The organism is Streptomyces sp. NPDC001617 (assembly GCF_053596855.1).
This window is the reverse complement of sequence record NZ_JBSFHA010000098.1, coordinates 13394-39972: the sequence shown is the minus strand read 5'-3', so window position 1 is coordinate 39972 and position 26579 is coordinate 13394. Positions and strand designations below refer to the sequence as shown.

The 26579-nt window shown below is 70.8% G+C and carries 28 protein-coding genes; 16 read left to right on the top strand and 12 right to left on the bottom strand.

Annotated features, from left to right (window positions below):
* The 3 genes from ACWC09_RS44385 to ACWC09_RS44375 all read right to left on the bottom strand — a co-directional run.
* A partial coding sequence (locus ACWC09_RS44385) for an ATP-binding cassette domain-containing protein (protein ID WP_450856998.1) occupies window positions 1–370 on the bottom strand: 370 nt, incomplete at its 3' end.
* A 3-nt stretch (window positions 371–373) separates the two neighbouring features.
* On the bottom strand, window positions 374–1450 hold the full coding sequence (locus tag ACWC09_RS44380) for an ABC transporter permease (RefSeq protein WP_450856996.1): 1077 nt from the start codon (window positions 1448–1450) through the stop codon (window positions 374–376).
* The gene (locus tag ACWC09_RS44375; protein WP_450856994.1) at window positions 1450–2454 is read right to left on the bottom strand and encodes a sugar ABC transporter substrate-binding protein; all 1005 of its coding nucleotides are present in this window, start codon (window positions 2452–2454) and stop codon (window positions 1450–1452) included. The genes ACWC09_RS44380 and ACWC09_RS44375 overlap by 1 nt, the downstream gene beginning before the upstream one ends.
* A 458-nt stretch (window positions 2455–2912) precedes the next feature.
* On the opposite strand from ACWC09_RS44375, the gene ACWC09_RS44370 reads away from it, so the two are divergent.
* A complete protein-coding gene (locus ACWC09_RS44370; RefSeq protein ID WP_450856992.1) occupies window positions 2913–4235 on the top strand; it encodes a sensor histidine kinase in 1323 nt (440 codons plus the stop codon).
* Complete coding sequence (locus tag ACWC09_RS44365; RefSeq protein ID WP_450856990.1) at window positions 4232–4888, top strand: response regulator; 657 nt, start codon at window positions 4232–4234, stop codon at window positions 4886–4888. Before ACWC09_RS44370 ends, ACWC09_RS44365 begins: the two co-directional genes overlap by 4 nt.
* Before the next feature lie 117 nt (window positions 4889–5005).
* On the opposite strand, the gene egtD is transcribed toward ACWC09_RS44365, so the two are convergent.
* Genes egtD through egtA form a run of 4 tightly spaced genes read right to left on the bottom strand, consistent with a single transcriptional unit; the run spans window position 5006 to window position 9379 of the window.
* A complete protein-coding gene (gene egtD / locus ACWC09_RS44360) occupies window positions 5006–5968 on the bottom strand; it encodes an L-histidine N(alpha)-methyltransferase (RefSeq protein ID WP_450856989.1) in 963 nt (320 codons plus the stop codon).
* Window positions 5965–6756, bottom strand: a complete 792-nt coding sequence (gene egtC, locus ACWC09_RS44355; protein WP_450856988.1) for an ergothioneine biosynthesis protein EgtC — start codon at window positions 6754–6756, stop codon at window positions 5965–5967. The genes egtD and egtC overlap by 4 nt, the downstream gene beginning before the upstream one ends.
* Window positions 6756–8075, bottom strand: coding sequence for an ergothioneine biosynthesis protein EgtB (gene egtB, locus ACWC09_RS44350; RefSeq protein WP_450856986.1), 1320 nt, complete (start codon window positions 8073–8075; stop codon window positions 6756–6758). The genes egtC and egtB overlap by 1 nt, the downstream gene beginning before the upstream one ends.
* Complete coding sequence (egtA, locus tag ACWC09_RS44345) at window positions 8072–9379, bottom strand: ergothioneine biosynthesis glutamate--cysteine ligase EgtA (protein WP_450856984.1); 1308 nt, start codon at window positions 9377–9379, stop codon at window positions 8072–8074. Before egtA ends, egtB begins: the two co-directional genes overlap by 4 nt.
* Before the next feature lie 291 nt (window positions 9380–9670).
* Here egtA and ACWC09_RS44340 point away from each other — a divergent pair, with 291 nt between their 5' ends.
* Window positions 9671–10495, top strand: a complete 825-nt coding sequence (locus ACWC09_RS44340; protein ID WP_450856983.1) for a TIGR02452 family protein — start codon at window positions 9671–9673, stop codon at window positions 10493–10495.
* 132 nt (window positions 10496–10627) lie between these two features.
* Here the strand turns inward: ACWC09_RS44340 and ACWC09_RS44335 are convergent, their stop codons facing one another.
* The 5 genes from ACWC09_RS44335 to ACWC09_RS44315 all read right to left on the bottom strand — a co-directional run bounded on the left by ACWC09_RS44335 (window position 10628) and on the right by ACWC09_RS44315 (window position 14775).
* Window positions 10628–11074, bottom strand: coding sequence for a type II toxin-antitoxin system PemK/MazF family toxin (locus ACWC09_RS44335; protein WP_450856982.1), 447 nt, complete (start codon window positions 11072–11074; stop codon window positions 10628–10630).
* Between the two features lie 21 nt (window positions 11075–11095).
* Window positions 11096–11305 carry an antitoxin gene (locus tag ACWC09_RS44330; RefSeq protein WP_450856980.1) on the bottom strand — a complete coding sequence of 70 codons (210 nt, stop codon included), beginning with the start codon at window positions 11303–11305 and terminating at the stop codon, window positions 11096–11098.
* A gap of 167 nt (window positions 11306–11472) precedes the next feature.
* Window positions 11473–12960, bottom strand: coding sequence for a flotillin family protein (locus ACWC09_RS44325; protein ID WP_450856978.1), 1488 nt, complete (start codon window positions 12958–12960; stop codon window positions 11473–11475).
* A gap of 144 nt (window positions 12961–13104) precedes the next feature.
* Complete coding sequence (locus ACWC09_RS44320) at window positions 13105–13323, bottom strand: hypothetical protein (protein WP_450856976.1); 219 nt, start codon at window positions 13321–13323, stop codon at window positions 13105–13107.
* Window positions 13324–13350: 27 nt separating this feature from the next.
* A complete protein-coding gene (locus ACWC09_RS44315) occupies window positions 13351–14775 on the bottom strand; it encodes an amidase (RefSeq protein WP_450856975.1) in 1425 nt (474 codons plus the stop codon).
* A gap of 265 nt (window positions 14776–15040) precedes the next feature.
* Here ACWC09_RS44315 and ACWC09_RS44310 point away from each other — a divergent pair, with 265 nt between their 5' ends.
* The 13 genes from ACWC09_RS44310 (at window position 15041) to hypA (ending at window position 26576) form a co-directional block, all read left to right on the top strand.
* Window positions 15041–16429 carry a glycoside hydrolase family 43 protein gene (locus ACWC09_RS44310; RefSeq protein WP_450856973.1) on the top strand — a complete coding sequence of 463 codons (1389 nt, stop codon included), beginning with the start codon at window positions 15041–15043 and terminating at the stop codon, window positions 16427–16429.
* A gap of 145 nt (window positions 16430–16574) precedes the next feature.
* Window positions 16575–16889, top strand: a complete 315-nt coding sequence (locus ACWC09_RS44305) for a DUF6400 family protein (protein WP_450856971.1) — start codon at window positions 16575–16577, stop codon at window positions 16887–16889.
* Window positions 16876–17133, top strand: coding sequence for a hypothetical protein (locus tag ACWC09_RS44300; RefSeq protein WP_450856969.1), 258 nt, complete (start codon window positions 16876–16878; stop codon window positions 17131–17133). The genes ACWC09_RS44305 and ACWC09_RS44300 overlap by 14 nt, the downstream gene beginning before the upstream one ends.
* 166 nt (window positions 17134–17299) lie before the next feature.
* Window positions 17300–19075, top strand: a complete 1776-nt coding sequence (locus tag ACWC09_RS44295; RefSeq protein WP_450856967.1) for an enoyl-CoA hydratase-related protein — start codon at window positions 17300–17302, stop codon at window positions 19073–19075.
* 62 nt (window positions 19076–19137) lie between these two features.
* The gene (locus ACWC09_RS44290; RefSeq protein ID WP_450856965.1) at window positions 19138–20226 is read left to right on the top strand and encodes an NADH-quinone oxidoreductase subunit B family protein; all 1089 of its coding nucleotides are present in this window, start codon (window positions 19138–19140) and stop codon (window positions 20224–20226) included.
* 91 nt (window positions 20227–20317) lie between these two features.
* Complete coding sequence (locus tag ACWC09_RS44285; protein ID WP_450856963.1) at window positions 20318–22102, top strand: nickel-dependent hydrogenase large subunit; 1785 nt, start codon at window positions 20318–20320, stop codon at window positions 22100–22102.
* On the top strand, window positions 22099–22617 hold the full coding sequence (locus ACWC09_RS44280; RefSeq protein WP_450856962.1) for a hypothetical protein: 519 nt from the start codon (window positions 22099–22101) through the stop codon (window positions 22615–22617). Before ACWC09_RS44285 ends, ACWC09_RS44280 begins: the two co-directional genes overlap by 4 nt.
* Window positions 22614–23255: a DUF5947 family protein gene (locus ACWC09_RS44275; RefSeq protein ID WP_450856960.1), complete on the top strand. Its 642-nt coding sequence runs from the start codon at window positions 22614–22616 to the stop codon at window positions 23253–23255. The genes ACWC09_RS44280 and ACWC09_RS44275 overlap by 4 nt, the downstream gene beginning before the upstream one ends.
* Window positions 23252–23941, top strand: coding sequence for a DUF6084 family protein (locus tag ACWC09_RS44270; RefSeq protein WP_450856958.1), 690 nt, complete (start codon window positions 23252–23254; stop codon window positions 23939–23941). The genes ACWC09_RS44275 and ACWC09_RS44270 overlap by 4 nt, the downstream gene beginning before the upstream one ends.
* On the top strand, window positions 23938–25368 hold the full coding sequence (locus tag ACWC09_RS44265; RefSeq protein ID WP_450856956.1) for a hypothetical protein: 1431 nt from the start codon (window positions 23938–23940) through the stop codon (window positions 25366–25368). The genes ACWC09_RS44270 and ACWC09_RS44265 overlap by 4 nt, the downstream gene beginning before the upstream one ends.
* The gene (locus ACWC09_RS44260) at window positions 25365–25916 is read left to right on the top strand and encodes a hydrogenase maturation protease (RefSeq protein ID WP_450856954.1); all 552 of its coding nucleotides are present in this window, start codon (window positions 25365–25367) and stop codon (window positions 25914–25916) included. The genes ACWC09_RS44265 and ACWC09_RS44260 overlap by 4 nt, the downstream gene beginning before the upstream one ends.
* Before the next feature lie 11 nt (window positions 25917–25927).
* The gene (locus tag ACWC09_RS44255) at window positions 25928–26032 is read left to right on the top strand and encodes a DUF6893 family small protein (protein WP_424882829.1); all 105 of its coding nucleotides are present in this window, start codon (window positions 25928–25930) and stop codon (window positions 26030–26032) included.
* 145 nt (window positions 26033–26177) lie between these two features.
* Complete coding sequence (gene hypA / locus ACWC09_RS44250) at window positions 26178–26576, top strand: hydrogenase maturation nickel metallochaperone HypA (protein WP_450856952.1); 399 nt, start codon at window positions 26178–26180, stop codon at window positions 26574–26576.
* The last annotated feature ends 3 nt before the right edge of the window (window positions 26577–26579 follow it).

Sequence of the window (26579 nt, the reverse complement as noted above, 5' to 3'; positions counted from 1 at the left end):
AGAAGTGTGCTATTCCGATCTGGACCGGCCAGGGGCCCTTGGTCATCTCGGAGCCGAGGAAGAAGTTGCGCCACACCGGCATCAGCGGGACGGTCGCCAGGTCCTGGTAGACCGTGGCGATCCCGCGGTCCAGGGCCTCGCGAGGGGTGGAGAAGCGGACCGGGGTGTCGTCGACGAGGAAGTCGCCCTCGGTGTGCTGGTGGAGCCCCGAGACGATCTTGATCAGGGTCGACTTGCCGGCGCCGTTGTCGCCGAGCACGCAGGTGACCTTGCCGGGGTGCACGGCCAGGCTCACGCCGTGCAGGGCGCGGATGTTGCCGTAGGACTTGCCTGTGTTGCGCAGTTCGACGACCTGGTCGGTGGATGTCATGGGTTACCTCCTGGTCGCCGACTGGCGGACCCACAGATTGATCAGGACGGCGCCGAGCAGCATCACGCCCAGGAAGGCCTTGAACCAGTCCGGGTTCCAACCGGCGAACACGATGCCCTGGTTGACCATGCCGAACATGAACGCGCCGAAGACCGGGCCGATCGCGGAGCCGTAGCCGCCGGTCAGCAGACAGCCGCCGATCACCGCCGCCGCGATGTAGATGAGCTCCTGGCCGATGCCCTCGCCGGACTGCACGGTGTTGAAGGTGAAGAGCTGGTGCATGCCGACGAACCAGGCACCCACCCCGACCAGCATGAACAGCGAGATCTTCGTGAACGTCACCGGCACACCGACCGCTCGCGCGGAGTCCTTGTTGCCGCCGACCGCGAAGACCCAGTTGCCGTACTTGGTGCGCAGCAGCACCCAGGTCGCCAGTGCCGCGAACAGCAGCCAGTAGAACACCGTGATCTTCACCTGGACGCCGCCGATGTCGAAGGACGAGGCGAAGATCTTTCTGGCCTGGTCGAAGCCGTCCATGTCGCTGATGTCGTCGGTGGCGACGTTGCCGGTGACCAGCTTGGTGACGGCGAGGTTCACACCCTGCAGGATCAGGAAGGTGCCGAGGGTGACCAGGAAGCTCGGCAGGCCGGTCCTGACGACCATCCAGCCGTTGAAGAAGCCGATCGCGAGCGACACGATCAGGGCGGCGACGACACCGACCCAGACGTTCATGCTCAGCTGGTAGGCCAGCATGCTCGCGGTCAGCGCCGAGCTGATCACCGCGACACCGGCGGACAGGTCGAACTCGCCGCCGATCATCAGCAGGGCCACGGGCAGCGCCATGATGCCGATGGTGGACGACTGGTACAGGACCGTCGCCATCGAGCTGCCGTCCCGCACCGGCGGGGCGGCGATCAGGAAGAACACGTACACCGCGGCGGCGCCGAGGAAGACCCCGATCTCGGGCCGCGCCAACAGCCGTATGACCAGCGGGCGTTCAGCGGTCCGGCCGTCGGAGTCCTTCGGGCCGGAGGCCGGCGGTGTGACCACCGCCGGCTCGGCGTGCTGGGTCATGCTCATCACCGCGTTCCCTTGGCGGCGAACGTGGCCACCTGGTCCACGTTCTCCTTGGTGATGAAGGCGGGACCGGTGAGGACCGGGGCGGTGCCGCCGCCGCTGAAGTTGCCGTTGGTCTTGTAGAGCCACAGCGAGTCGACCGCCAGGTAGCCCTGGAGGTACGGCTGCTGGTCGACCGCGAACTCCACCTGGCCGCTCTGGACGGCCTTCACGAGGTCCTTGTTGAGGTCGAACGTGGCGACCTTCGCCTTGCTGCCGGCGTCCGAGACGGACTGGATGGCGGTCAGGGCGATCGGGGCGCCGAGCGTGACGACCTGGTCGATCGAGGAGTCCTGCTTCAGCTTGGCGGTGATCGTCGACTTCACGGACGGCATGTCCGTGCCGTTGACGTAGAGGATGTCGGTCTTGCCGGTGAAGCCCTTCTTCACGCCGGCGCAGCGGGACTCCAGGGCGACCTGCCCCTGTTCCTGGATGACGCAGAGGGCGTGCTTGGCGCCGAGCTGGTTCAGTCGCTGGCCGAAGGCCTGGCCGGCGATGTTCTCGTCCTGCCCGAAGTACTCGAGCATGCCGAGCTTCTTCCAGTCGTCCACACCGGAGTTGAAGCCGACGACCGGGATGCCGGCCGACTTCGCCTTGCCGATGACGTCCTTCATGGCGTCCGGCTTGGCGGCCGTCAGGGCGATTCCGTCGACCTTCTGGTCGATGGCGTTCTGGACGAGGTTGGCCTGGTTTCCGGCGTTGGGGTCGGAGGAGTAGACGAGCTTGACGTTGTCCTTGGCGGCGGCGGCCTGCGCGCCCTTGCGCACCAGGTCCCAGAAGGTGTCGCCGGGGGAGGCATGGGTGACCATGGCCACCGTCATACGGGGGGTGGTCGCCTTGCCTGCGGAGGCCGCCGCGCCGTCGTCCTCGGACTTCTTGCCGCCGGAGCTGCTGGAGCAGCCGGCGGCGAACAGCGCGCCGGCCAGCAGGGTGGCGGTCAGAGCGGCGGCTCGGTGGTTTCTGTGCATGTCCCTTGCACCTCACTGTGCTGGTCAGGGTGGAATGGGGATTACGGCCCGGAAGCAGGGCCCGGCCCGGCCGGCCGGGGAACAGGTGTGCCGTGTGCGGCGCAGAGATGTTGTCTGTGGCAGCTGTGGGTGTGTGCTGCCTTTCGGCCCTCTAGAGCGCGTTACTAGCGCGCTCTAGTGCACGTACTATGAAACGCCCCCGGAGTGATGTCAATAGAATTGTCAGGACGTATCGACAAGGTGTCCGCCGAGGCCTCCTCACGGGTGGATGCGCCCCGAGGAGGAGCGCCCGTCCTCCTTCCGGACGACACCACCGCCGCGAAGTGTGTCCCTTCGGGCCTCGGCGTCGGCCACGGCCGTTCCTAACCTGGTGGCCGACGAGGTTGAGCCGTCGACCGTACAGTCCGGTCAGAAGCGGGCGGTCACCCGTGGCCGTCCGTACCCGAAAGGCCCCCGACGTGACCGCACGCACCGCGACCCCGCAGTCGACCCGGCTGATCGAACCCGAGAGCCTGATCGGCCACACCCGGCTGGGCGCCGAGGAGCACCGCACGGTCGTCAAGCTGCTGTTCTGGCTGATGCGGGTCCGCCGGCAGGACCAGGCCCACCCCTGGGTACGGCGCTGGGGTGTGCCGGGTGCCTGTCTCCTCCTCGGCGCACCCTCGCTCGCGGACGCGGCACAGGGGTCGGGGCCGAGTTTCCCGGTGGTGCTCGCCCTGACGGTGACCGCCACGGTTCCGTTGCTCTGGCGCGGACAGCGTCCCGTACTCGTCTATCTCGTCGCCTCGGCCGTCACGGTCCTGGCGCTCCCCCTCGACCTGATCAGCGTGGGCGTGGGCACCGCACGGCTGACGGCGCTGCTGAACGTGGCCCGCCTGGGTACTCCCCTCCAGCTGAGCGCCTGCGCGGCCCTCAGCCTGGTGCAGACCGTGGTGTCCGCCCTCTTCTTCTGGACCGACGCGCAGGCGCAGGCCGTCCCGCAGGCCCTGGTCCTGGGCTTCCTGGCGGTGAGCTCCGTGCTGCTGATCAGCGCACTGGGCACGGCGGGCAAGCTGGTCGACGCCTATGTCGCCGCCCTGGAGGAACACGCCGTCCACCTGGAGGAGGACCGCGACCAGCAGGCCCGGCTCGCCGCCGCCACCGAACGCGCCCGTATCTCCCGCGAGATGCACGACATCCTCGGCCACACCCTCGCCGTCATCGTCACCCTCGCCGACGGCGCCTCGGGCCTCACCGAGTCCGACCCGAGACGCGGCGCGGACACCCTGCGCATCATCGCCGACAGCGGACGCGGAGCCCTGGGTGAGCTCACCCGCCTCCTGGCCGTCGTCGACGACAGACCGGACTCGGGAAGGCCACTGGCACCCCAGCCGGGCCTGCCCGACCTCGTCCCGCTCCTCGACCGGGTCCGCGCCGCCGGCCCGACAGCCGCTCTGCACACCGAGGGAGAACTGTCCGTCCTCACCCAGGGTCTCCAACTCGCCGTCTACCGCATCGTCCAGGAAGCCCTCACCAACACCCTCAAGTACGCCGTCCCCGACACCACGGTCACCGTCTCCGTCGTCAGCGACGGCGACCTGGTCCGCCTCACGGTGGAGGACACCGGACCGCCCGCCCCGGTCGCACCCCGCAGAAGCGGCGGCCACGGCCTGGTCGGCATGCGCGAACGCGCCGCCCTCTACGACGGCACGCTGGACGCAGGCCCCAACGCCCAGGGCGGCTGGACGGTACGCGCCGTCCTCACCGCCACCCCACCCCACACGGAGAAGCGCCCGGCATGACCACCGTCCTCGTCGTCGACGACCAGGCCCTGCAACGCCTCGGCTTCGGCATGATCCTGGAACAGCACCCCGACATGACGGTCGTGGGCGAGGCCGCCCACGGCGCGGAGGCGGTCCGCCTGACCGCCGAACTGCGCCCCGATGTCGTCCTGATGGACGTCCGTATGCCCGGCATGGACGGGATCGAGGCCACCCGCCGCATCGTGGAGTCCGGCGGCCGCTCCCGCGTGCTGGTCCTGACCACCTTCGACCTCGACGAGCATGCCTACGACGCCTTGCGCGCCGGAGCCAGCGGCTTCCTGCTCAAGCATGTGCAGCCCGAGGAACTGGTCGCCGGAATCCGCGCGGTGGCCGCCGGAGACGCGGTGATCTCACCGGGCCTGACCCGCAAGCTCATCGACGCCTTCTCCGACCGACTCCCGGACCGGCCCCCCACGCAGGACCGTCGGCTGTCCGACCTCACCGAACGCGAACGCGAGGTCCTGGCCGCCCTCGCGAGCGGGTTGAGCAACGCCGAGATCGCGACCCACCTCTCCGTCGCGGAAACCACCGTCAAGTCCCACGTCAGCCGCATCCTCACGAAGATCGGCGTCCGGGACCGGGTGCAGGCGGTGATCTTCGCGTACGACACCGGGCTGGTCCGGCCGGCCTGACGCAACGTCGCTCCGGCTGAGGGACTGAGGCAACACCGGCGGCTCGACCAGCCGCGCCAGGTCGGCATCGGGGCGGGAGCCAGGCTGTGCCGGCTCCCGCCCCGTCGGTGCCGGCTGTCAGTGCGCCACGCTCAGCGACAGCGCGAACCGTCCCTCACCGTCCGTCCACCACCGGGCCAACTCCAGCCCCGCCGTGGCCAGTTCGACGCGGACGCCCTCCTTGCGGAACTTCGCCGACACCTCGGTGCGCAGTTCCTCGCCCTCGGCGAAGTCGACCGCGAGGTCGACCGCCGGGATCTTCACCGTCTGTTCCGTGCGCGACCGCAGGCGCATCTCGATCCACTCGTTCTCGGTGTCCCACAACGCGACGTGGTCGAAGGCGTCGGGATCGAAGTCGGCGTGGAGTTCGCGGTTGACGACGGACAGGACGTTCTTGTTGAAGGCGGCTGTCACGCCGGCCGCGTCGTCGTAGGCCTCGACCAGGACCTTCTCGTCCTTGACCAGGTCCGTGCCGAGCAGCAGCGCGTCACCGGGGGAGAGGAGGGAGCGGATGGAGGCGAGGAAGACGGCCCGTTCGGCGGGGAGCAGATTGCCGATCGTGCCCCCAAGGAAGGCGATCAGCCGGGGGCCGGGGGTGTCCGGCAGGGTCAGGCTTCGCGTGAAGTCGGCTATCAGCGCGTGGACTTGGAGACCGGCGCGCTCCGCGATCAGTGCGTGACCGGCCTGTGTCAGTGCGCTCTCGCTGACGTCCACGGGGACGTATGTGTGCAGTCCGCTCAGCGCGTCCAGCAGATACCGCGTCTTCTCCGACGAGCCGGAGCCCAGCTCCACGAGCGTGCGCGCCTGTGTCGCTGAGGCGATCTCGCCCGAGCGGGCGACGAGGATCTCGCGCTCGGCCCGGGTGGGGTAGTACTCGGGCAGTTCCGTGATCTGCTCGAACAGGTCGCTGCCGTGGGCGTCGTAGAACCACTTCGGCGGGAGTGTCTTGGGTGCGCCGGTCAAGCCGCTGAGGACGTCGGCGCGCAGAGCCGCGTCCGTGGCGTCCTCGGGCAGGGTGCGGGTGAGAAGGAACGGGCTCACGTACGGGGCTCCTTCGGCAGTGGGGTTGCCAAGGCGTCGCTCGGCTCCTTGAGAGGGGTGAGCAGCACGTCGGTGCGGCTCGCCGCGAGGAGGGTGCGGTCGGGGACCTCCTGCCAGTGCGGATCGTCGTCGTACGGCTCGGACGCCACGACGGTGCTGCGGCCGGGCTGGGACAGATACCAGAGGGAGTCGCCCCAGGTCGTCGCGGTGATCGTCTCGCCGTTGGTGAGCAGCAGGTTCAGCCGGGACCCGGGGGCCGCCTCGGCGACCTCCAGGACCGTGTCGGCCAGCGCCTGCCCCTCGTCGTCCCCGGCGCGCAGCCGCGCCAGGACCAGCGCCCACACGAGCGCCGAGTCGTTGCGCGCCTCCAGCGACAGCACGTCGACGGCGGGCAGGGTAGCGACGAGGGGGGCGAGGGACCCCGGCCAGCCCCTCACCGCGCCGTTGTGGCTGAACAGCCAGGGCCCGGCGGTGTACGGCGCCGCCGCGGCCTCCGCGTCCGCCCCCGACAGGGTCGCGTCGCGTACGGCGGCCAGCAGCGCGCCCGTGCGGACCACCCGCGCCAGGTCGGCGAAGGACAGGTCCGCCCAGATGGGCCCGGCTCGGCGGTAGCGGGCCGGCGCCGGGTCGCCCTCGGCGTACCAACCCACCCCGAAACCATCGGCGTTGACCGTCCCGTACCGCTGCCGGCGGGGCGCCCACGACTGCCGGTACAGGCTGTGCGCGGGCTCCACCAGGATTCTGCCGAGCGGCTCCTCGGGGCCCAGATACGCCAGATGACGGCACATCAGACGTCCCCCGCGGACCGGGCGGTGCGGAACCCGGAGAAGATCTGCCGCCGGATCGGGTAGTCCCAGTTGCGGAACGTCCCGCGGCAGGCCACCGGGTCCACGGCGAACGAACCACCGCGCAGCACCTTGTACTCCGGCCCGAAGAACACCTCCGAGTACTCCTTGTAGGGAAAGGCCTGGAATCCCGGGTACGGCGTGAGGTCGCTCGACGTCCACTCCCACACGTCGCCGATCAACTGCCGTACGCCGAGCGGGGATTCACCCGCGGGATAGCTGCCCGCCGGTGCCGGTCGCAGATGGCGCTGGCCGAGGTTGGCGTGCTCGGGCGCCGGATCCGCGTCGCCCCAGGGGTAACGCGTCGAGCGGCCGGTCGCGGGGTCGTGGCGAGCCGCCTTCTCCCACTCGGCCTCGGTGGGCAGCCGGCGCCCGGCCCAGCGGGCGTAGGCGTCGGCCTCGTACCAGCACACGTGCAGGACCGGCTCGTCGGCCGGCACCACCTCGGTCACCCCGAACCGGCGCCGCAACCACTGCTTGCCGTCCCGGCTCCAGAACAGCGGTGCGTGGATGGAGTGTTGGCGGATGTGCGCCCAGCCGTCGGCCGTCCACCAGCGCTCGTTGTCGTAGCCGCCGTCCTCGATGAACGCCTGGTAGGCGCCGTTCGTGACCGGCGTGGTGTCGATGTGGTACGGGGCCACCTCGCGGCGGTGCGCCGGGCGTTCGTTGTCCAGTGCCCAGGGTTCGGTGGAGGTGCCCATCGTGAACGGGCCGCCGGGGACCAGGACTTCGGCCGGTCCGGTGAACAGCGGGACCGGGTCCGGGTCGGGGGCGGTCAGGGCCTGGGGGCCCTTGCGGAGCTGATGGGTGATCAGCATCGTCTCGTCGTGCTGCTGTTCGTGCTGCGCGATCATCCCGAAGGCGAAACCGGCCTCGGTCAGCCGTGTGCCGTGGAAAGCGGCGCTCTCCAGCACGTCCATCACCCGGCCCCGCACCTCGGCCGCGTACGCGCGGGCCTCCGCGGGCGGCAGCAGCGGGAGCGAGGGGCGTTCGGAGCGCGGGTGCTCGAAGGCGTCGTACAGGCCGTCGATCTCGGGGCGCATCGCCTCCCGGCCGGCGACGGCCCGCAGCAGCCACAGCTCCTCCTGGTTGCCGATGTGCGCGAGGTCCCAGACCAGCGGCGACATCAGCGGGGAGTGCTGGGCGGTCAGGTCCGGGTCCTCGACGCAGCTGGTCAGCAGCGTGGTGCGGTCGCGGGCGGTGGTGAGGGTGGTCAGGGCCCGCTCCCGGAGCGCTTCGGCGTCGATGGCGGGGTCGGTCATGTGCGGTCCTTCCCATGGGTGCGAGGGCTCGTGCCGCGCAGGCGGTCCAGCAGGTCGTCGGCGGGGGTGCGGCCCTGGAGCACATAGCGCTCCAGGTACGCCGTCACGGTGTTCGTGACCCGGTCGGTCGCGCCGAGCCGGGGCAGGGCCTCCAGCGCCGCCGCGAAGCAGCCGACGGTCGCCTCGTGCAGCTCGGGGTCGGCCAGGCCGTAGCGGGCCGCGTCGATCCACAGCGGATTGTGCGGCGCCGGCAGCCCGAGGGCCCGCTCGGCGAGGGGCTTGACCAGGCGGTAGGCGGTCTCGGCGGCCTCCGCGTCCTCGAACAGCGCGGTCGTCACGGCGAGCGGCACGATCCAGCCGTCGTCGCCGGGCTGGGCGTCGATCATGCGCAGTTCGAGGAACCCGCGTGGTCTGACGGGCGGGAACAGCGTCGTGATGTGGTAGTCGAGGTCCTCGCGGGTGGGCGGCCGGGGCGCCCTCGACCTGGTCCACTGCCGGAAGGTGAACTCCTCCGGCACGTCCCAGGGCCCGCTGTCCCGCCGTATGCACATCACCGGCGAGTCGAGGACGTGCCGGGCCCAGGTCTCACGCGGGTCGCCGTCCAGGACGGGCCCGCCCGCCCGGTCCGCGCCGATCTCCATCCACGTCAACTGCCGGGTGGAGCGCCAGCCCGTGGGCTCGCGGCCGACCAGCGGCGAGTTGGCGAAGGCCGCCACCAGGACCGCGCCCAGCTGGTGCGCCAGCCACCAGCGGCGCCCGTGGCCGAGGGGACCCGGCTCCTCGTAGCCGGCGTCCAGGCAGACCTGGACGGAGGCCGAGGTGCACATCATGCGGCGCCCGGCCGGTCCGGTCCGGTCGAGGCAGGTCTCCATGGCGTCGTAGCGCGGCTGGTGCAGGAACCGCCGGGGCTGGTGCCAGGGGTCGTGGCCGACGCCGACGAGGCCGAGGTCGTGCCCGGCGAGCGCCGTACGGACGGCGTCCAGATCGGCGGAGACGGTGTCGACGCACTCCATCAGGGAGGCGGCGGGCGGCGAGCTCAGCTCCAGCTGGCCGCCGGGCTCTATGGTGAGCGCCGACCTCAGGGGTACGGTCCGTACCGCGGCGTAGGCCGCTTCGAGTCGTTCGGGTGTTACGGGGAGCTGCGGCAGACGCAGCTCGTGGACGAGCCATTCCACCTCGACGCCGACGCCGCGAGGCGGGCCGGTCTTGAAGCAGATGCCCCTGACCAGGGCCTCCACCTCGGCTTCGGACAGGGCGGTGCGAGGCTCCGTACAGTCGCTGCAGTCGGTGGCCGAATCGGACATGTCAGGATCCCTTCTGAGATTCCACCATGCCGCCGACCCGGTCCCTCAAGGCACCCGGACGACGGCACTCGTCCCACCCAAGACCCTCGTGTCGCTTCGCACAAGGGTGCGTACCGGTACGTTCCGGCTCGGTAATCTCCTCGTTCCTGGCGTTTCCTGCGGCTTTCCTGGGTGTTCTCGAACGCGGAAAACTCCGTTGCACCGCATGTCCAGCATCGCCCACGATGCATGCATGAGCACGACGGGGGAGCGCGCAGGCCGCGCGAGCGTGGCGCGTACGGGGGTCGCGCCATGAGCGCGCGCCTGCGCGGCATCGCGCACGAGACGGAGCAGATCGTCGCGGCGGGGGCGTACCGCGCCTCCGACGGGCGCGAGGTGTCCATCGCAGCGGCCGTGGACGCGGCGCGTGCCGGTACGAGGATGTACGGGCCGGATCCGGTCGAGGTACCGGCGCCGGCCTCGGCCGACACGTTCTTCGAGGTCACCGGCGAGAGCAGCCTGGAGGCGGCCCGCCGGATCGGCGGCACGGTGGCCGTCCTGAACTTCGCCTCGGCCCGCAACCCGGGCGGCGGCTTCCTGAACGGCGCCCAGGCCCAGGAGGAGGCCCTGTGCCGCTCCTCCGCGTTGTACCGGTGCCTGCTCGGGGCGCCCGAGTTCTACGACCACCACCGCACCCACCGCGACCCGTTCTACACGGACCGTGTCATCCACTCCCCGGCCGTCCCCGTCTTCCGCGACGACCGCGGCCGCCTGCTGGACGAGCCGTTCACGGCGGGCTTCCTGACGGCCGCGGCACCGAACGCGGGCGTCATCCGCCGGACGACACCCGAGCGCACCGCGGACATCCCGGGCGCCCTGGCCGCACGCGCCGAGCGGGTCCTGGAAACCGCCGCCGCCCATGGCTACCGCCGTCTGGTGCTGGGGGCCTGGGGCTGCGGCGTCTTCCAGAACGACCCGGCACAGGTGGCGAACACCTTCCGCGCGCTGCTGGGCCCGGACGGACGGTTCGCGCGGGCCTTCGACCACGTGGCCTTCGGAATCCTGGACCGCACGACCGGGAACACGGTCCGCGGAGCGTTCGTACGAGCGTTTCCCGAGCGTCGGCTCCAGGCGTAGGGCGGCGGCAAGCCTGGGGGTGAGTTCCCCGCAGACGGGGGATGCTGCGGGGAACTCACCCATGAAGACGGACGAAACACCGTCCGCGTTCCAGGGCGAACGGATTCTCTCTCCGCCTGTCGCTGATGGCGCTCAGCTCCAGCCGTACCGCTCCGCCAGCCGGTTGCGGACCAGGTTGAACCGGCCCCGGTCCAGCGCGCACGCCTCCCGGCGCATCCCGTCCTCGTGCAGCCTCAGCACCCGGTCCACGTCGACCCAGGAGTCGCGCCCCGACCGGTCCCAGGGTCCGCTGCCGATCGCCACCCACTCCCGGTCGTCGTCGTGCCGCTTGCTGGACAGCTGGACGGCGAGCAGGGTGCCGACGGCCTCGCGGGCGACGACGAGCACCGGGCGGTCCTTGCCACGGCCGTCGTTCTCCTCGAACGGCACCCAGGTCCACACGATCTCGCCGGGGTCGGGGTCGCCGTCGTGCGCGGGGGAGTACTCGGTGCGCACCTTGCCGACCTTGCGCGGGTCGGCCTCGGTGGTGGCGGTGGGGCCGAAGCGGCCCGGGACGTTCTCATCGGTAAACGCAGTCACGCGGGCACCCTAGACGACCCGTCAGCCGGCGTCCTTCGCGGCCTGCTCGGCCAGGCGGTCCAGCAGGTCCTTCGCCTTGTCCACACCGGTGTCGATCTGGTCGGCGTACTTGCCGTCGGTCTTCTCGTCGACCAGGTCACCCGCCTTCTCCAGCCCTTGGCCAATGACCTCGCCGTGTTCCTCGGCGATGTCCTCCGCCTTGTCCTTGAGGTTCTTCAGGGACTCGAACATCGGGGCGTCCTCCTCCAGTCGCACCCGTGACCGGGCACACGGCGATGTTCCCCACGGGCCGGCCGGCCGGGCAAGAGGGCGCTCGAAGCGCACCGGCGCACGAAACGGGCCGGGGCCCTCGCGACGAAACGAGGACCCCGGGTGTTGTGAGCCGTCCGCCCGTCCGCCTATCCCTCCTTGTCCACCGGCACCTTCTGCGACGGCGGTGCCGTGATCCCGTTCAGGGACGGTGAAGTTCCGTTCGGGGTCTGCCCGTTCTGGTTCATCGAGGCCAGCAGCTGCCGGGCGAGGCCGAGGCCGGTGCCGCCCATGGTGAGCGCCTTGGCGAGCATGTCGGCCATGCCGTCGGCGCCGTTGAGCACCACCATGTTGTCGACGCTGGCGAAGGCGGACGCGCCCGCCTTCACGATCTCCGGCCAGTTCTCGGCGAGTTGCTGGGCGACCACGGCCTCCTGGTTCTCGGCGAGGGCGGACGCCCGCGCCTTGATGGCCTCCGCCTCGGCGAGACCCTGGGCCTTGGTCGCCTCGGCCGCCGCCAGACCACGCGCCTGCGCCGCCGCCGCCTCGGCCTCACCGGTGGCCCGCGTGGCAGCCGCCATGGCGGTACCCCGGGCCTTGGTCGACTCGGCCTCGGCACCCGCGGCCGTCTTGACCCGGGTCGCCTCGGCCGCCGCCGCGAGCTCCGTCTCCTTCGCCTTGGCTTCGGCCGCCGAGATACGCGCGTCACGCTCGGCCTCGGCCAGCGTCCGCTTCTCGTACGCCTTGGCGTCGGCAGGCTTGCGGACATCCGCCTGAAGCTGCTGCTCCCGCCGGTGTGCCTCGAGTTCGGCGACCCGCGTCTCCTGGACGACGACCTCCTGCCGGGCCCCCGCGTCGGCGAGCGGACCGGCCTGCCGCGCCTTCGCGGCCGCCTTGTCCCGCTCGGCCTGGTAACCGGCCTGCAGGATCTCGCTGTCCCGGGTGGCCTCGGCCATCCGGGCGTACGACTGCTGCTCGGCCTCGGTGGCGAGACGGTTCGCCTCCGCCTGCGCGATACGCGCGTCCCGCTGGACGGCCGCCGCGTGCGGCATCGCGAGGTTCTGGATGTACCCCGTCGGGTCCTCGATCTCGTGGATCTGCAGGGAGTCGACGATGAGCCCCAGCTTCTCCATCTCCGTGCCGCAGGCGGCCCGGGTCTGCGCGGTGAGCTTCTCCCGGTCGCGGATCATGTCCTCGACGGTCAACCCGCCGACGATGGACCGCAGATGACCGGCGAACACGTTGTGCACCCGCTCCGCCATCAGCTTCTGCTGGTCGAGGAAGCGGCGGCTCGCGTTCGCGATCGACACGAAGTCGTCGCCCACCTTGAAGATGACCACGCCCCGCACCTTGAGCGGAATGCCCTGATGCGTCACGCAGTCCACGTGCAGCTCGGTCTCGTTCAGGTCCAGCGAGAGCTTGCGCACCGCCTGCACCCCGGGCAGCACCAGCGTGCCGCGCCCGGTGACGATGCGGAATCCCATGCCCTCCTCCAAGCCCTCCGTACGGTGCTTGGAACCGGAGATGACAAGCGCCTCATTGGGCTCGGCGACACGCCACATCATCTTGAACAGACCGACCAGAACGGCGATGGCAAGAACGGCCACCCCCGCAACGACGCCGACAACCATCGGCATACGCCCCCTTTGCATGGTGCCCTTTCGGCACCGAACGAAGGGAGTGTGCTCCCGGGCGACGCCCCGGTGAAGACGCTGACGAATCCTTGTTGCAATCTTGACGCACAGGCCGTGAAAACCGCTCTCACCTGGGGTGGAGCATGCTCAACTGTCGTATGCGGCGGTCACGTAGACCGTCCTGGGCGGCAGGTACTCCACCACCATCACGACCGTGCCCCGCTCGATCCGGTCACTGCCGACGGCGGCATACGCGAGGAAGTGCTCGGCCCCACCGCGCACCCGGACGATCACCTCGCCGACGAGCCCGGGCCCGACCGTCCCGGTGACCCGCCCCATGAGCCCGACCATCGACGCATCGTCCATGGTCACAGGGTACGGGCGGAACTTCTCCTACGCCGCAGGCGAGTCCGTGACGACTCGTTGCGGCGGCCACGCCTCATGCCAGCGCAACTCCGCCTCCAGTTGGGCGGCCAGCGAGATCAGCAGCGGCTCGCTCCCCGCGGGGCCGAGGAGTTGGGCCCCGACGGGCAGCCCGTCCCCGACGAACCCGGCGGGGACGTTGACACCGGGCCAGCCCAGCACGTTCCACGGCCAGGCATAGGGACAGGCCGCGATCATCGCGCGGTCGGTGGCGAAGCCGCTCAGCGGCAGCATCGCCCCGACGCGGGGCGGGGGAGCGGCGGTTGTGGGCGCGAGGACGACGTCGTACGACTCGAGGAATCCGCCGATACGACGGTGCAGTACCGCCTCCGCCCGCCGTGCCGCCCTGAGCGGTGCGCCGCCCAGCAGCCGGCCCAGCCGGGCGGCGTCCCGGGTGCGCCGGTCGAGGAGGGCGGGGAAGGGGGCCTCGCCGACGCGTTCGGCGAGGCCGACGGTGGCACGAGGGATGAAGGTGAGCCCGATCTGGCCGTAGGGCGGATCGGCCTCCTCGACGACATGGCCCAACTCGCCGAGCTTCTCCGCGAGGTGGAGGACCTGGGCGCGCACCTCTGGTTGCAGGCGGGCGGGCAGGGCGGTGAACGGCGGCTTGAGGGAGAGCGCGATGCGCAGTCGGCCGGGTTCGCGGGTGGCCGCCTCGCAGGCACCGATGGCCGGCGGTCGGTGTGGGTCGCGTTCGTGGTTGCCGCTCGCCGCGTCCAGCAGCAGGGCCGCGTCCGCGACCGTGCGAGCGAGGGTGCCGTTGACGGTGATGCCCTGGAAGGACTCGCCGCGCGGCCAGGTGGAGATGCGGCCGCGTTGGGGCTTGATGCCGATGAGGTGGGTCCAGGAGGCGGGGATGCGCACGGAACCGGCGCCGTCCGAGCCGAGGGCGGCGGGCACCAGACCGGCGGCGACCGCGGCGGCCGACCCACCGGAGGAACCGCCCGGGGTGTGCGCCGGGTTCCACGGATTGCGGGTCGCGCCGAACGCCGGCCCCTCGGTGAACGGCCACTGCCCGAACTCGCAGGTGTTGGTCTTGCCGACGATCACGGCCCCGGCCGCCCGCAACCGCCGTACCGCTTCCCCGTCCTGAGCGATCGGCGGGAACGCCCCTTCGCACCCGAACGCGGTCGGCTCACCGGCCACGTCCATGTCGTCCTTGACGGCGACGGGCACACCGAGCAGGGGCTTGCGCAGTCCGGCGGCCAACTCCTTGTCCGCGGCGTCGGCTTCGGCGAGCGCGGCCTGAGCCCGCACGATCCGGAAGGCGTTGAGGGAGGACTGCGTCGCTTCGATCCGTGCCAGCGCCCGCTCCACGAGGGCCCGCGAGGTCACCTCCCCGTCGGCCAGCGCTCGGGCGGACTCCGCCAGGCCTGCGGAACGGTCGAGCGTCATGCGGGACACCTCCGGGAGCGCGTTGTCTACTGAACGGTAACGTCCGGCGCGGCCGATCGGTACGGAATCTCGAACATCCCCGTGTCGGCGGCGCGTGGGGGGGACTGGACGGGAATCCGATGGGAACACAACCGTCACACAGGTGACATCAAGCCACGCTCAAACCATTGACGTGCACACGTCTCATGCTTACCTTCTGACCGTCATTCCGAACTGTGTTCGAAATGACAGACATAGTGGTTTCGGTTGGAACAAGGAGCCGCACGTGAGCACTCGACCTCCCGTCCCGTCCCGCCGCGCCCTGCTGCGCGCGATGGCCGCCCTGCCCGCCTCCGTGCTCGTGCTGGGCGAACTGCCCGGCCTGCTCGGCACGGCGTCCGCCGCCGCACCGGCCAGCGGCTCCGCCACCCGCTACACCATCGTGCCGTTCCTCAACAGCGACGACGGCACCGTGAACGTCTACCAGTCCGACGACGCCACGGACTTCCGCCTCGTGCAGGCCTCCGCCTACACGCCGCCCAGCAACAGAATCCGCGACGCGAGCGTCTTCAAGCACACCAACGGCTCCTACTACCTGACCTACACCACCCACACCTGGCAGGACGTCAGCACGACCATCGGCTTCGCGCGCAGCTCGGACCGGGTCAACTGGACCTTCCTGTACGACTACACCGTGCCGATCACCAACCTGTCCCGGGCGTGGGCGCCGGAGTGGTTTGTCGACAGCGACGGCAGCGTCTACGTCATCGTGTCCTGCTCGACGACCGACGACGAGTGGATCTTCACACCGTACGCGATGAAGGCCTCCAACTCGGCCCTCACGGCGTGGGGTTCACCCGTCGCCCTGTCCGGCATCGGCACGAACCACATCGACACCTGCATCGTGAGGATCGGCTCGACGTACCACGCGTTCACGAAGAACGAGACGGCCAAGTACATCGAGTACGGGACGGCCTCGAGCCTCACGGGTCCCTACACGATCAGCAGGACCGGCGACTGGGCGGGCTGGGGCAGCTACCGCGAGGGCCCGTCCGTCATCCAGCTCGACAACGGCGGCTGGCGCATCTTCTTCGACGGCTACGGCGACGGCAACTACTACTACAGCGACAGCTACGACACGTTCGCCACATGGACCGCGCCGAAGGCCCTGGTCTCGATCTCCGGCACGGCACGCCACTTCACGGTCGTCAAGGAAACGGTGACGGGCGGCCCGAGCCTCGCGACGAACGTCTCGCGCTCCTTCCAGTCCGCCAACTACACCACCCGCTTCTGGCAGGAGCAGTCCAGCCTGCTCAACCTGCCCGTGGTGACCAGCTCCAGCACCAGCGCGGAGAAGTCGGCGTCCACCTTCACGGTCGTGGCCGGCCTCGCCGACTCGGGCGCCTTCTCCTTCCGGGACGCCTCCGGCAACTACCTGCGCCACTACAACTTCCGGGCCCGCTTCGACGCGAACGACGGCACGACCACCTTCGCGAAGGACGCGACGTTCGTCGCCAGAACGGGCTCGACGTCGGGCTCGATCCGCTTCGAGTCGTACAACTATCCCGGCTACTACCTGCGGCACTACAACTACCAACTACAGGTGGCCGTGACGGACGGGACGGATCTGTTCCGGCAGGACAGCTCGTTCGTGCCGGTGTCGGCCTGGGGCTGACCTGCAGTGTCACCGGTGAGGTCTCTGCCCGGTTCCCCCCGGCCGATGCGGGGTCCGCCTCCGGTCGGCCGGGGGCACACGGCCCGCTGTGACTTCCCCCACCTGCTCTTGCCGGGGTGCGGGACGCTTACCTACGTTCGGTCGCATGTCCCCTCATGGCCGAGCCCTTCCCGGCGAACCGGACGAACCCGCTGCGGCGGGCAGGCCTCCGGCCCACCGACCGGACGCGCACCCGTTGGTCGAGCTGGCCGTCGACCTGAGCGCCCACGAACTGCTCCGGCGCGCTCATGTCCTGGACGCTCTCGGCCCCGACTGGGACCCCGTGGCCGCGCTCCACGGCGAGGAAGCGGCGTATGAGCTGCTGTATTCCGGCCTCAGCGCGGAGCAGCAGCGCGTGTACGACGAGCTGGTCTCGGCGGGTGTGCTTCCGCGGAGAGGGAACGGCCATGCTGCCGCTTGACCCGCAGGCCGACATCGGGCGTCGCGCCTGGGTGGCCTGCCCGAACTGCGACGACCGTCGCGGGTGCGCCACCTGCGAGCAGGGGCGCACCTGTTCCGAGCACTGGCGCTACCTGCTTTCCCACGTCGGCAGCCTGCTCCACCTGCAGTGCCGGTCGTGCACCCACATCTGGGCACACGAGACCCACTTCGGCGCCACCCGCTCCCGGTGGGAGCGCATTACCAGCGGCCTGCGACGCATCTGATCATTTGCCGCCACGGCCACGGCCATGGCCAGTGAGGCCGGACGGCGGATCGGGGCCCGCTTTCGGATGATCTCACCGCCTGTCGTCGGGGACGGCAGGCCGCCTTGCCCGAGGATCGCGTTCGGCGGCCATCCCTGCCTGCCGTTCGTCCGCCCCGGAGGCAGCTGTGCACATCCTGCTCCTAGCCAGTGCGTTCAACAGCCTCACCCAGCGTGTCCACGCCGAGCTGCGCGACCGTGGCCACACCGTGGCGGTGGAACTCGCCCTGCCCGACGGCCCGTTGCCCGAAACCGTGCGGCGGCATGCACCGCAGCTCATCGTGGCGCCGATGCTGAAGACGGCGATTCCCGAGGAGGTGTGGACAGCCCACCCCTGCCTGGTCGTCCATCCGGGACCCATGGGCGACCGCGGACCGTCCTCGCTGGACTGGGCTATCCACGAGGGCGTCGACCAGTGGGGCGTCACCGTCCTGCAGGCCGACGGGGAGATGGACGCCGGTGACGTGTGGGCCTGCGTGCCGTGCCGGGTCCCTCCGGTTCCCAAGAGCGAGCTGTACCGGGGCGAGGTCGCCGACGCCGCGCTCGAGGCCGTCATGCTCGCCGTGGAGCGCTTCGCCGAGGGAACCCACGTACCACTGGAGCAGGACGCGGCAGGCACGGCCGACGCCCGCCTGCGCCCCTACCTCGACCAGAGCGTCCGGCGAATCGACTGGGTCGAGGACTCCACGCAGGATGTCCTGCGCAAGCTGAGAGCGGCGGACTCGCAGCCCGGTGTGCTGGACGTCCTGCTCGGCCATGAGTGGTACCTGCATGGCGGCCGTCCCGAGAGCGCGTTGCGCGGCCGTCCCGGCGAGCTGCTGGCGACCAGGGCCGGGGCGGTCTGCCGGGCCACCAAGGACGGCGCCGTGTGGATCCCCGAACTGCGGCCCCGCCGCGCACCCGGTCAGCCGCCCACCTTCAAACTGCCCGCCGTGCAAGCCCTGGGCGACCTGCTGCCGCCCCTGCCCGAGCACGCCCTGCCCGTGCTGCCCGAGGCGGGGCACCGCACGTGGACGGACATCCACTACCGGGAGGACGGGAACGTCGGCTTCCTCTCGTTCTCCTTCCCCGGCGGCGCCATGAGCACGGAGCAGTGCCGACGTCTGCTGGACGCCTACCGGGAAGCGTGCGCGCGGCCCACGTCCGTGCTGGTGCTGGGCGGCGAACGGGACTTCTTCTCCAACGGGATCCACCTCAACGTCATCGAGGCCGCGGACGACCCCGCCGCCGAGTCCTGGGCGAACATCAACGCCATCGACGACCTGGTCGAGGCGGTCCTGACGACGACGGACCGACTGGTGGTCGCGGCGGTCGCGGGCAACGCCGCCGCGGGCGGGGTGATGCTCGCCCTGGCGGCCGACGAGGTGTGGTGCCGCTCGGGCGCCGTACTGAATCCTCACTACCGTCTGATGGGCCTGTACGGCTCGGAGTACTGGACGTACACCCTGCCGCGCAGGGTGGGTCCCGCGACGGCCGAACGACTCATGCGCGAGGCACTGCCGGTGAGCTCGGCGAGCGCACTGCGCCTCGGGCTCGTCGACCGGGTCGTCGACTGCGGTCCTGACGGGTTCGCGCGGGAGGCCGGCGGCCTGGCGGCGCGTCTGGCGTCGCTCCCGGCGACCGCGTCACGGATCACCGCGAAGAAGACGGAGCTGGACCGGCTGGAGAGCGTGACCCCGCTGGCCGGCTTCCGTGAGCAGGAGCTGGCCCGGATGCGCCGGACCTTCGACGACCCGGACGCCCGGTACCACGTGCTGCGCCGTGCCTTCGTCCACAAGGAGCGGCCGGCGTGCACCCCGTCGCACCTCGGTCCGGCCGCGGTTGCGCAAACCGGTCCGATCCCCTCTGCCACGGATGTCACCGGAACGGCCCCCGTCGGCATCTCGTCACGGCCGAAGGGCTGATACGAAGTAGGACGAGGTCGAAATGCAGGCCTTCATCCCTTACCTCCCCAGGAGGCGGACCCATGACTGAGGCGACGCCGGGCACGGTCGGCACAGCGGACGCAGGCGGAGCTCCCGCCGACGAGACACCCACGATCCACATTCTCTGGATCAACGCGGGCCTGAGCTGCGACGGTGACTCGGTCGCGTTGACGGCGGCCATGCAGCCCAGCATCGAGGAGATCGTGCTCGGTGTGCTGCCGGGGCTTCCGAAGATCGCCGTCCACTGGCCGCTCATCGACTTCGAGTGCGGTCCGGTCGGCGGCGCGGACACGTTCATCGAGTGGTTCTTCAAGGGGGAGCGGGGCGAGATCGACCCGTTCGTCCTGGTCGTCGAGGGCTCCATCCCCAACGAGGCGATCAAGCCCGAGGGCTACTGGTGCGGCTTCGGCGACAACCCGGAGACCGGCCAGCCGATCACCACCAGCGAGTGGATCGACCGGCTCGCCCCGAAGGCACTGGCGGTCGTCGCCATCGGCACCTGTGCCACCTACGGCGGCATCCACGCCATGGCGGGCAACCCGACCGGAGCGATGGGCGTGCCGGACTACCTGGGCTGGGACTGGAAGTCGCACGCGGGCATCCCCATCGTGTGCGTCCCCGGCTGTCCGATCCAGCCCGACAACTTCTCCGAGACGCTCACCTACCTGCTCTACCAGGCGACCGGCGCCGCCCCGATGATCCCGCTGGACGACAAGCTGCGTCCGACCTGGCTGTTCGGCGCCACCGTGCACGAGGGCTGCGACCGCGCGGGCTACTACGAGCAGGGCGAGTTCGCCATGTCGTACGACTCGCCGACGTGCCTGGTCAAGCTCGGCTGCTGGGGCCCGGTCGTCAAGTGCAACGTCCCCAAGCGCGGCTGGATGAACGGGATCGGCGGCTGCCCCAACGTCGGCGGCATCTGCATCGCCTGCACCATGCCCGGCTTCCCCGACAAGTTCATGCCGTTCATGGACGAACCCCCCGGCGCCAAGGTGTCGAGCGGCGCCAGTGGGGCCTACGGCGCCGTGGTCCGCAAGCTGAGGTCGATCACGGCCAGGACGGTGGACAAGGAGCCCAAGTGGCGCCGTACCGGAGACAAGATCACCACCGGATACCGGCCCCCGTGGTGAGTGTCCGCCGTAAGTAATCCGCGGTCATCCGCTCCCTGCTTCGTGCACCCCCCACCCGAACCTCCCGCGCAACGAAGGGCACAACACACAGATGGCACCGACGACGAAGGCGGCCGGCGACGGCAGCGGCCTGGTGGAGATGGCCTGGGACCCGATCACGCGGATCGTGGGCAGCCTGGGCATCCACACGAAGATCGACTTCAAGCAGAAGCGGGTCGCGGAGTGCTACAGCACCTCGTCGGTCTTCCGTGGCTACAGCGTCTTCATGCGCGGCAAGGACCCCCGCGACGCCCACTTCATCACCAGCCGCATCTGCGGCATCTGCGGAGACAACCACGCCACCTGCTCGGTGTACGCGCAGAACATGGCGTACGGCGTGAAGCCCCCGCACCTCGGTGAGTGGATCATCAACCTCGGCGAGTCCGCGGAGTACATGTTCGACCACAACATCTTCCAGGAGAACCTGGTGGGGGTCGACTACTGCGAGAAGATGGTCAGGGAGACCAACCCCGGCGTCCTCGAACTCGCCGAGCGCACCGAGGCCCCGCACGCCGCGGAGCACGGCTACCGCACCATCGCCGACATCATGCGCTCGCTCAACCCCCTGGAGGGCGAGTTCTACCGCGAGGCCCTCCAGGTCAGCCGGTACACGCGCGAGATGTTCTGCCTGATGGAGGGCCGCCATGTGCACCCCTCCACGCTCTACCCGGGCGGCGTCGGCACGGTCGCCTCCGTGCAGCTCTTCACGGACTACCTCAGCCGCCTGATGCGCTACGTGGAGTTCATGAAACGCGTCGTGCCCCTGCACGACGACCTCTTCGACTTCTTCTACGAGGCCCTGCCCGGCTACGAGGAAGTGGGCCGCCGACGTGTCCTGCTCGGCTGCTGGGGCGCGCTCAACGACCCCGAGTACTGCGACTTCACCTACGCCAACATGACCGACTGGGGCCGGCGCATGTTCGTCACGCCCGGTGTCATCGTCGACGGCAAGCTCGTCACCAACGACCTCACCGAGATCAACCTCGGCATCCGCATCCTGCTGGGCAGCTCCTACTACGAGGACTGGCAGGGCCAGGAGCAGTTCGTCACCCACGACCCCCTCGGCAACCCGGTGGACCCGCGCCACCCGTGGAACCAGCACACCATCCCCACCCCGCAGAAGCGGGACTTCGACGACAAGTACAGCTGGGTCATGTCCCCGCGCTGGTTCGACGGCAAGGACCACCTCGCCCTGGACACCGGCGGCGGTCCCATCGCCCGCCTGTGGTCCACCGCCCTGTCCGGGCTCGTCGACATCGGGTACGTCAAGGCCACCGGCCAGAGCGTGGTCATCAACCTGCCCCGCACCATGACCAAGCCCGAGACCACCTTCGAGTGGAAGATCCCGAAGTGGTCCAACGCGCTGGAGCGCAACCGCGCGCGCACCTACTTCCAGGCGTACTCCGCCGCCGTCGCCCTGCACTTCGCGGAGAAGGGCCTCGCGGAGGTCCGCGCCGGACGCACCCAGACCTGGGAGAAGTTCGAGGTCCCGGAGGAGAGCATCGGCGTCGGCTTCACCGAGGCCGTCCGCGGTGTCCTCTCCCACCACATGGTGATCCGCGACGGCAAGATCGCCAACTACCACCCGTACCCGCCGACCCCCTGGAACGCCAGCGTCCGGGACACCTACGGCACGCCCGGCCCGTACGAGGACGCCGTGCAGAACACGCCCATCTTCGAGGAGAACTCCCCGGAGAACTTCAAGGGCATCGACATCATGCGCGCCGTCCGCAGCTTCGACCCCTGTCTGCCCTGCGGCGTCCACATGTACGTCGGCGGCGGCAAGACCGTGAAGTCGATGCACGTGCCCACCGGCCTGAGCGGACTGGGCGGATGAGCGCGGTCGGCTCGGCGGAGCAGACCGGGCGCCGTGTGGAGGAAGTCCTCGACAGGCTGGCCGCGAGTGGCGACACGGCCGCCGCCGCGGCCGCCGAGGAACTCGTCCGCTCCCTCATGGACTTCTACGGCTCCGGCCTCGCCCGCATCCTCCACCTCCTGTCCGCCGCGCCCGGCGAACCGGCGGCACGCCTGCTGGGCGACGAACTGGTCGCGAGCCTGCTCGTCCTGCACGACCTGCACCCCGAGGACCGCGACACCCGCATCACCCGCGCCCTCGACGGTGTCCGGGAACACGCCCTGGAGGTGGTGGGCTTCGACGAGGAGAGCGGCACCCTGACGCTGCGGGCCCGGGAGGCCGGCGGCTGCGGTTGCGGCTCCGGCACGGGTGCCCGGGAGGCCGCGGAGACAGCGCTCGCCTGCTTCGCACCGGAGGTCAGGGCGGTCGACGTACAGACCGCACCCGCGGGGCCGACGCTCCTCCAGATCGGCACGGCACCGGCGGGGGCCCGATGACGGCGTCCCCGTCGACCCGCACGCCCGGCCTGCGGAGGTTCCTCACCGAGAAGCCTCCGCAGCCCGAACGGTGCGAGCTGTGCGCCGTGGCGGTGGAGGCGGGCCACCGCCATCTCGTCGACACCGAGAAACGCCACCTCGTCTGCGCCTGCGCCCCCTGCGCGCTGCTCATGGAGCAGCCGGGCGCCGCCGCGGGCCGCTTCCGCACGGTCCCGGCCCGCTACCTCACCGACCCGGGACACCGCCTCGACCAGAGCGCGTGGGAGGCGCTGCAGATCCCGGTGGGCGTCGCCTTCTTCTTCCGCAACGCGGCGCTCGACCGGCTGGTCGCCCTCTACCCGAGCCCGGCAGGAGCCACCGAGAGCGAACTCGAACCGGACACGTGGGCGGGGGTCCTCGGCGGCAGCCCACTCGCCGAACTGCTGGAGCCCGACGTGGAGGCACTGCTCCTGCGCCGCACCGACGGCCGGTGCGAGTGCCACCTCGTACCCATCGACATCTGCTACGAACTCGTCGGCCGCATGCGCCTGTTGTGGCAGGGCTTCGACGGCGGAGCCGAGGCCCGCGCCGCGCTGGACGCGTTCTTCGCGGACGTCGCGCGACGCGCCCGGCCCGTGAACGAGGCGGTGCGCCCGTGACCGAGTTCTCCTTCACCTGCACCGGCGTCCGCGCCGACCGATACGCCGCCGGACCGACCCTCGTCTTCCGCCTGCGCGTCACCGCCTCCGGTCACACCCCCGTGCACGCCCTCGCACTGCGCTGCCAGATCCGCATCGAACCCGCCCGCCGCGGTTACGCCTCCGCCGAAGCCGACGCTCTCGCGGACCTCTTCGGCGAGCGCTCACGCTGGGGCAGCACCCTCCAGCCGGTGCAGTTCGCCCAGGTCTCGCTGATGGTCCCCGGCTTCACCGGAGAGACCGAGGCCGACCTCGTGGTGCCCTGCACCTACGACCTGGACATCGCCGCGACCCGCTACCTCGGCGCCCTCGCCGACGGTGAGGTCCCCCTGCTGATGCTCTTCTCCGGTACGGCGTTCACCGGAGCCCGTGGCTTCCAGGTGGAGCCCGTCCCGTGGGACCGCGAGGCAGCCTTCCGGATGCCGGTCACCGCCTGGCGGGAGATGGTCGAGCAGCACTTCCCCGGCTGCGGCTGGATCCGGCTGCCCCGCGACACCATGGACGCCCTGCTCGCCTACCGCTCCCGGCACGCGCTGCCCTCCTGGGAGGCGACCGTCCAGGCGCTGCTGGACAGGGACGGTGCCGACCCGCCCGCGCACGACCCGCTGCGCGCCCTCACCGCCACCACCGGAAGGACCGATCCGTGACCGTGACCGCGTTCGCCCCCGGGACCGAGGAGCGCTTCGCCCTCGCCCGGCAGGTGGCCGACGCCGTCCTCTTCGAGGGCTATGTCCTCTACCCGTACCGCGCCTCGGCCGCCAAGAACCGGCTGCGCTGGCAGTTCGGGGTCCTCGTGCCGCCCGGCTGGGGCGCCGAGTGCGAGGAGCACGACTTCCAGCACACCGAATGCCTGATGGAACCGAAGGCGGGCGCGACCCTCTCGGTCGAGGTGCGCTTCCTGCGCGCCCGAAGGCGCACGGTGCAGCGGAAGGGTCCGGACGGCGGCTTCGACACGGTGCCCGAACTCCGCCTCGACGACCGGGTGTTGGTGCCCTGGGACGAGGGAAGCGAGGAGCGTGTCGAGATGGTCGCGCCGGTGGACGAGCTCCTGGGCGACGGCGTCACACATCCCTTCCGACTGCCCGCCCGCAAGGACACCGCACCGGTCCTGGACGCGGCCGGCCGAACCGTCGGCCGACTGGTGCGGCGGTGCGAGGAGATCAGCGGGACGGTCCGGCTGTCCGCCCGCGAACTCGACGGCCCCTACCGGGTGTTGCGGCTGACCGCTGTCGTCGAGAACACCAGCGACTGGACACCCCCCGAGGGCCGTGGCGCGGACCGGGACGCGGCGCTCCCGCACTCCCTGGTGGCCACCCACATGCTCATGGCTCTCAGCGCCGGATCGTTCCTGTCGATGACGGATCCCCCCGAGTGGGCGAAGGGCGCGGTGGCCGCCTGCCGCAACCTGCACACCTGGCCCGTACTCGCCGGCGAACCCGGCCACGCCGACCTCGTGCTGTCCTCGCCGATCATCCTGCAGGACCATCCGGCCATCGCGCCGGAGAGCCCCGGCGCGCTCTACGACGCCACCGAGATCGACGAGATCCTCGCGCTGCGCACCGCGGCCCTCACCGACGAGGAGAAACGCGAGGCCCGGGGCACCGACGAGCGGGCGGCCGCCGTGATCGAACTGGCGGACTCGATGCCCCCCGAGGTGCTGGAGCGGCTGCACGGGGCGGTGCGGAGCCTGCGTGAGGTGACCGGCCCCGGGCCCGCCGCCTCGGACGGCGGCTTCCCCGACGAGCACGGGGTGGAGCGGCCGGACACCCCCTGGTGGGACCCCGCGAGCGACACAGGCTTCGACCCGGCGCAGGACCGGGTGGTCGTGGACGGCCGATCGGTGGGCAAGGGCAGCCGCGTCGAGCTGCACCCGGGCCTGCGGCGCACCGACGCTCAGGACATCTTCCTGCGGGGCCGTACCGCGAAGGTGGAGGCGGTGCTGCACGACGTCGACGGCGGGGTGCACCTGGCGGTCGTCGTCGAGGGCGACCCGGGCGCCGACGTCCGCCGCGAGCAGGGACGGTTCCTGTACTTCCAGCCCGACGAGGTCACACCGCTGGAGGACGACGTATGAACCTTCCCCCACCGGCAGGTCCGAGGACTCTCGTGGCGGGCATCGGCAACGTCTTCCTCGGAGACGACGGCTTCGGGGTGGAGTCTGCACGCCGACTCGCCGAGCGCGACCTGCCCGCGCACGTCGAAGTCGTGGACATCGGCGTGCGCGGGGTACACCTCGCCTACCAGCTGCTGGACGGCTACGACACCCTCGTCCTCGTGGACGCCACGGCACGCGGCGAAGCCCCCGGCACGCTGTACGTGATCGAACACGACGTCGGCGGCGGGAGCCCCGCGCCCGGCGCCCCCGCGCTGGACGGTCATCGGATGACCCCCGACGCCGTCCTGGCGCTGCTGGGCACCCTCTGCGCCGGGACCGGCGCGGAGCCACCACGCCGCGTCCTGGTCGTGGGATGCGAACCGGCCTCGGTGGACGAAGGCATCGGCCTCAGCCCGCCGGTGTCCGACGCCGTGCCGGAGGCCGTCCGGCTGATCGAAGAGTTGCTGACGCACGGGGGGCCGGGAGAGTCCGCGCCGCGGGCCACGGCCGGTGGGATCTCGACATGAGGAGAGACGGGATGAAGAAGATCGTCATCGGTGGAGCGGCCCTCGCCGCCCTGGTCGCTGTCGCAGCCGAGGTGCTTCCCGACCTCCGGCGCTACCTGCGGATCCGGCGGATGTGAACCGTGGGCGCCACCCGGGTCTGCCGTGCGGTTGCGTCGAACGGCGTACCTCCGAGGCCGGTGACGGCGTGCCGGGCCGTGCGACCGGGCGGCGCCCGCCTCTAATGAAGCCCGGCGCAGGCAGGCTGCGGAAGGACGGAGACCCATGCACGAGATGTCCGTCGCGCTGGCCGTCGTCGACCAGGTGGCAGAGGCCGTCACCCGGGCCGAAGACGTCACGGTGGTGCGATCGGTACGGCTCCAGGTGGGCGAACTGGCCGGCGTCGTGCCCGATGCGCTCGCCTTCTGCTTCGAACTGGCCTGCGCCGGCACCGTTCTGGAAGGCGCCGAACTCGTCACCGAAGCGGTCCCGGGACGGGCCCGCTGCACGCGCTGCGCACACGAATGGGCCGTCGGCATGCCGCCCCGGCTGACCTGCCCCGCGTGCGGCGGGACGCAGACCGACCTGCTCGCGGGCCGGGAACTGCAGATCCTCGACGTGCACTGGGAGGACGGCGGCCCCCCGCACGCGCCCACCCGCGAACCGATCTCCGAGGAGCGCTGAACC

Bases quoted from the DNA above. Each gene is read 5' to 3' on its own strand.
- egtC (WP_450856988.1), bottom strand. From the start codon at position 6,756: ATGTGCCGTCATCTGGCGTATCTGGGCCCCGAGGAGCCGCTCGGCAGA.
- ACWC09_RS44315 (WP_450856975.1), bottom strand. From the start codon at position 14,775: ATGACGCTCGACCGTTCCGCAGGCCTGGCGGAGTCCGCCCGAGCGCTG.
- ACWC09_RS44255 (WP_424882829.1), top strand. From the start codon at position 25,928: ATGAAGAAGATCGTCATCGGTGGAGCGGCCCTCGCCGCCCTGGTCGCT.
- ACWC09_RS44340 (WP_450856983.1), top strand. From the start codon at position 9,671: ATGAGCGCGCGCCTGCGCGGCATCGCGCACGAGACGGAGCAGATCGTC.
- ACWC09_RS44275 (WP_450856960.1), top strand. From the start codon at position 22,614: ATGACGGCGTCCCCGTCGACCCGCACGCCCGGCCTGCGGAGGTTCCTC.
- egtA (WP_450856984.1), bottom strand. From the start codon at position 9,379: ATGTCCGATTCGGCCACCGACTGCAGCGACTGTACGGAGCCTCGCACC.
- ACWC09_RS44365 (WP_450856990.1), top strand. From the start codon at position 4,232: ATGACCACCGTCCTCGTCGTCGACGACCAGGCCCTGCAACGCCTCGGC.
- ACWC09_RS44280 (WP_450856962.1), top strand. From the start codon at position 22,099: ATGAGCGCGGTCGGCTCGGCGGAGCAGACCGGGCGCCGTGTGGAGGAA.
- ACWC09_RS44305 (WP_450856971.1), top strand. From the start codon at position 16,575: ATGTCCCCTCATGGCCGAGCCCTTCCCGGCGAACCGGACGAACCCGCT.
- ACWC09_RS44285 (WP_450856963.1), top strand. From the start codon at position 20,318: ATGGCACCGACGACGAAGGCGGCCGGCGACGGCAGCGGCCTGGTGGAG.
- ACWC09_RS44320 (WP_450856976.1), bottom strand. From the start codon at position 13,323: ATGGACGATGCGTCGATGGTCGGGCTCATGGGGCGGGTCACCGGGACG.
- ACWC09_RS44330 (WP_450856980.1), bottom strand. From the start codon at position 11,305: ATGTTCGAGTCCCTGAAGAACCTCAAGGACAAGGCGGAGGACATCGCC.
- ACWC09_RS44290 (WP_450856965.1), top strand. From the start codon at position 19,138: ATGACTGAGGCGACGCCGGGCACGGTCGGCACAGCGGACGCAGGCGGA.
- egtB (WP_450856986.1), bottom strand. From the start codon at position 8,075: ATGACCGACCCCGCCATCGACGCCGAAGCGCTCCGGGAGCGGGCCCTG.
- ACWC09_RS44300 (WP_450856969.1), top strand. From the start codon at position 16,876: ATGCTGCCGCTTGACCCGCAGGCCGACATCGGGCGTCGCGCCTGGGTG.
- ACWC09_RS44260 (WP_450856954.1), top strand. From the start codon at position 25,365: ATGAACCTTCCCCCACCGGCAGGTCCGAGGACTCTCGTGGCGGGCATC.
- ACWC09_RS44380 (WP_450856996.1), bottom strand. From the start codon at position 1,450: ATGAGCATGACCCAGCACGCCGAGCCGGCGGTGGTCACACCGCCGGCC.
- ACWC09_RS44325 (WP_450856978.1), bottom strand. From the start codon at position 12,960: ATGCCGATGGTTGTCGGCGTCGTTGCGGGGGTGGCCGTTCTTGCCATC.
- ACWC09_RS44375 (WP_450856994.1), bottom strand. From the start codon at position 2,454: ATGCACAGAAACCACCGAGCCGCCGCTCTGACCGCCACCCTGCTGGCC.
- hypA (WP_450856952.1), top strand. From the start codon at position 26,178: ATGCACGAGATGTCCGTCGCGCTGGCCGTCGTCGACCAGGTGGCAGAG.